Origin of the sequence: Clostridium fallax (assembly GCF_900129365.1) — a bacterium.
Taxonomy (GTDB): domain Bacteria; phylum Bacillota; class Clostridia; order Clostridiales; family Clostridiaceae; genus Clostridium_AH; species Clostridium_AH fallax.
The window spans coordinates 1-4,444 of record NZ_FQVM01000048.1; the positions used below are offsets into that span (position 1 = coordinate 1).

The 4,444-nt window shown below is 23.5% G+C and carries 4 protein-coding genes; 2 read left to right on the forward strand and 2 right to left on the reverse strand.

The genetic code is table 11. From position 1 onward, the window contains the following. Nucleotides 1-634: ATP-dependent sacrificial sulfur transferase LarE (gene larE, locus BUA70_RS12675; RefSeq protein ID WP_072897861.1), on the reverse strand; the 634-nt coding region annotated here is incomplete at its 3' end. Beyond that, nucleotides 627-1,850, reverse strand: coding sequence for a nickel pincer cofactor biosynthesis protein LarC (larC, locus tag BUA70_RS12680; protein ID WP_072897862.1), 1,224 nt, complete (start codon nt 1,848-1,850; stop codon nt 627-629). The genes larE and larC, both read right to left, overlap by 8 nt. Nucleotides 1,851-2,140: 290 nt before the next feature. Here larC and BUA70_RS12685 point away from each other — a divergent pair, with 290 nt between their 5' ends. Together BUA70_RS12685 and BUA70_RS12690 are read left to right on the forward strand one after the other, a co-directional pair. Continuing rightward, nucleotides 2,141-3,241 carry a DUF6884 domain-containing protein gene (locus BUA70_RS12685; protein ID WP_072897863.1) on the forward strand — a complete coding sequence of 367 codons (1,101 nt, stop codon included), beginning with the start codon at nt 2,141-2,143 and terminating at the stop codon, nt 3,239-3,241. Between the two features lie 155 nt (nt 3,242-3,396). Further along, on the forward strand, nt 3,397-4,431 hold the full coding sequence (locus tag BUA70_RS12690) for an SNF2 helicase associated domain-containing protein (RefSeq protein WP_072897864.1): 1,035 nt from the start codon (nt 3,397-3,399) through the stop codon (nt 4,429-4,431). The last annotated feature ends 13 nt before the right edge of the window (nt 4,432-4,444 follow it).

Consider the following 4,444-nt stretch of genomic DNA (forward strand, 5'->3'; position numbering starts at 1 on the left):
GCTTTAAAACTTTAACTCTTATAGAGTCATCTCCCTCTTCTACACTAGCACCCATTTCTATTAATTTAGCACTTATTTCTTCATCAAATTCTAATCTTGTTAAAAGACAAGGGTAGGGAGGTTTATCCCATATTTTTATTTTTAAATCCTTTGAAATATTTCTAATTTCTTTTTTTGTAAATCCTAATTCTAAAAGAGGACTTTTAATTTTAAGTTCTTTTAAAGCAGCAAGTCCTGGTCTAAAATCCTTAGTATCGTCAAAATTAGTTCCATCTATAATATGATTAATTCCTAATTTTTTAGCTTCATCTAAAATTTTTGAAAACATAAATTTTTTACATAAATAGCACCTATTTTTAGGATTTTCTTTTATAGAAGATATAATAGGGATTTTAATAAAGATATTATTATCTATATTTAAAGTTTTACAAATTTTTTTAATCTCTTCAATTTCTGATGAAGGAATATAAGGAGAAACTATAGTTACTGGAATAACTCTATCAGAAAGAATGTCCTTACAAACCTTTAATAAAAAAGTGCTATCAATGCCTCCAGAAAAGGCTAAAATAACTTTATCTAAACCTTTTAGATATTCTTTTAAAATCTCCAATTTTTTTATTTCTAAATTATTCATCTTTATTATTATCCTTTTTAGAAGTTAAATATGAATATATAACCTCATGAAAAACTTCGCTAATTGATATATTGTTAATCTTTGCTATTTCCTTGCAAACATCATAATCAGGTTTCATATTTACTTCTTTATTATCATAAAAAGAGATTTTAGATGGTATATTTCCAAATTTACAATTTACATTTTTCTCAATTCTAGAAAGCTTATCTCTATGTACCTCATGTTGTCTTATTCCAATAGTTGAAGAGTTTATAAATATAACTTCCTTTATATTTTTTAAGTTTTCTTCATTACATATAACAGAAACCTTTACTCCAGGTCTTTCTTTTTTCATAAAAATTGGAGTATAAAAAACATCAAAGGCTCCTTTTTCAAATAATCTTTCCATTAAAAGTTCAAATTCTTCTCCTCTCATATCGTCTATATTACATTCAACAATATATTCTTTAGAGGTAGTAAAATTGTTTTTTTCTCCTAAAAGAACTCTTAATACATTAGGCGCTATAGGATTTTCTCTATCTCCAATACCATAACCAATACCTTCTATTGTAAAGTCTTTTTTATAAGTAAAGTTTGTTGCAATAGATTTTATAATTGCAGCTCCAGTAGGAGTTGTAGCTTCGAAGGAAACATTTTTAGCTATAACAGGTACTCCTTTTAAAATTTCAGCAGTAGCCGGTGCAGGGACTGGAAGAATCCCATGGGCACATTTTAGTGTGCCATATCCAATTTCAATAGGAGATGATATTATTAAATCTACCTTTAAAAAATCTATACATATAGCACAACCTACTATATCAACAATAGAATCAATAGCACCAACTTCATGAAAATGAACCTCTTCTAAAGATTTATTATGTATTTTGCTTTCAGATATAGCCACTTTATCAAAAATTTTTATAGATAAATTTTTAATAGATTCTGATAAAGATGAATTTAAAATTATATCTTTTATATCTTTATAAGATCTATGATGATGGTGGTGATGGTTATGACAGTGAGTATGATCTTTATTATTGGAATCAATTATATTAACTTTAGTTCCAGTTATACCTCCTTTTATAGCTTTTTCTATGTAAATTTCAAATTCATTTTTTATATTTAATTTATCTAATTCACTAGTTAAATGATTATAGGGGATTCCTAAATCAATTAAGGCTCCTAAGTTCATATCCCCACTTATTCCAGAAAAACAATCATAATATAAAACTTTCATTGGTCCGACCTCCTTATTTATATTTAAATTATAAATGTAAACATTATCAAAGTAAATATTGGTAATGTTATAAAATATCTTTTTTTCTAAAATTATATATAATTAGCCTTAAAAATACTTTATTAAGCTAATGTATATTAATTTTTTTTATGAAAACATATTAAATTTTTTATATATTTGCAAATAAATTGTAAAACAACTTAAAAAACTATCAAAAGTTGGCAATTTATTCTTTAAAGGAATATAATTAAAGTAGGTGCTGATTTAAATTTTATTAAAGAGGTGTTTTTATGAAGCGTATAGCTTTAATTTCATGTACTAAAGATAAGCAAAATTATCCTTGTAGGGCAAAAGAAATGTATATGAGAAGTAATCTGTTTTCTAAAGCTTATGCTTATGGAAAAAAATATGCAGATTCTGTTTATATTTTATCAGATAAATATGGTTTATTAGAAGAAGATGATATAATTGCTCCATACAATGAAACATTAAAAGGAAAAAGTAAAGAAGAAAAGAAACTTTGGGGAAAAAACATTATAAATGATTTAAAGGATAGAGTTAATTTAGAGGAAGATAAATTTATAATATTAGCAGGAAAAACTTATTATGGCCAATTAATAAAATACTTAAAATATTATCAGTTACCTTTAGAAAAATTAACTATAGGAAAAAGATTAAAGAAATTAGATGAATTATTAAAAGAAGAGATGGAAGAGGATCATTGCTACTTATTACATAAAATATTTAATTCAATGAAAAAATATAGCTTTTCCAATGTTGATAAAATAAAGGTAAAGAATGGGATATATGTAATCCTAGATAAATACCAATATTATTGTGGAATGAATAGAATAGTAAAAGTAGGAACACATATAAATCAAGGACGTCTTAAAAATAGACTTTTAGACTATGCTTCAAACAAAAATAAAAGTAGTAGTATATTTAGAAAAAATATAGGAAGAGCTATGCTTAATGCTTATAATGATCCATATATAAGTATTTGGAACATAGACTTTAATATTGATAAAAATAAAAAACAGTATTCTAACTTAAGAGATAAAAAGAAAGAGAGAGAAATTGAAAATTATATTGATGATTATATGAAAAAATATCTTCAAATTGTATGCTTTGAGGTAATAAATAAGCCTCTAAGATTAAGGCTTGAAGAAGGAATTATATCTACTTTAAATAAAGAGAAGTCTTTTAAAGATAGTATAAATTGGTATGGAAAATATAGAGCAATTCCTAAGATGAATAGTAACGAGCTTTGGATTGCAAAGGAACTTATAGGAGAACCTTTATCTTATGAAGAAGTAGATTTTATAGGAAGTCTTTGTGATAAATCTAAAGTTTTAAAAGAAGATAAATATGAGGATATTTTAGAAATTTAAAAGTTTTAAGGTATAGTTTTCAATGGAGTTTTATATTAAAAGATTTTTATATAATATAAAGAAAAAGCTAAAATAAAAAAGTTAGCTATTAAATCTTAAAAAAGATTTTGTAGCTAACTTTTTCTATTATATAATAAATAACGGAGGTGAGAACAATGAATTTAAAAGAACTAACAAATATAGTATTTTCTAAAACGTCAAAGTTAATACAAAAAGAAGGAGAAAATTTATTTAATAAAAATTTAGTTAGCAATATAAGTAGTAAAAGGATAAATAATATCTACAATATATATGGAAAAGTTACTGATTCTAAAGAAACTAATATTCATTATAATCAGATAAAAATTAACTTATTAAATAAAACCTTAGAAGAAACTAAATGTAATTGTACTAACTTTAGTGAAAACTATAAATATAATAAAAGGTTTTTATGTCCTCATCTTGCAGCTACTATGTATAAATTTTATGATTTAGCAAAAAAGAAAGCTAATAAAAAAGTATGTAAAAATAACAATTCAGGAGATAAAATCTTAAGCTTATTAAAAGAAGAAAATAAAGATAAAGAACCTTTAGATATTAAGATAAAAATTAACTATAAAAATAACTCTAGATTTTTTGAGGTAGAATTTAAAATTGGAAAAGATAGGATGTATTTAATAGATGATTTAGAAGAATTTATTAAAGCTAGAAATGAAGGTTTAAGTTTTTGCTTTAATAAAGACTTTATTTATGATGGAAAGGACTATAGTTTTTCTAGTGAAGATGAAAAAATAATTGATTTTATTGATAAATATGTTTCTATAAATAGAGAGATTCATTTAAATAATTTAAGTAGTTCCTTTTCTTTTATAAAGGGAAGAAAGCTTATAGTCCCTAAAGATAATTTAAAGGATTTTTTACAAACTATTCATAATAAAAAGATTATATTTAACTATTGCAACTTAGATTATTATACTAAAGTCCTTCATAAAGACTTACCATTATCTTTTACTATTAAAGAAATAAATAATACTATTCTTTTAAAATCTCAAAGCACTCAAAAGAGATTTCCAATAAATCTTAACTCTAAAAATGATGTTTACTTTTTTGATAGAGATTTATATATACCTTCTAAAAAGCAAATTAAATATTATTTACCTTTATATGAAGAACTTAAAAAAGATGGAAAACAAAAAAATGGCAACAAATAAGTTTAATTTATTC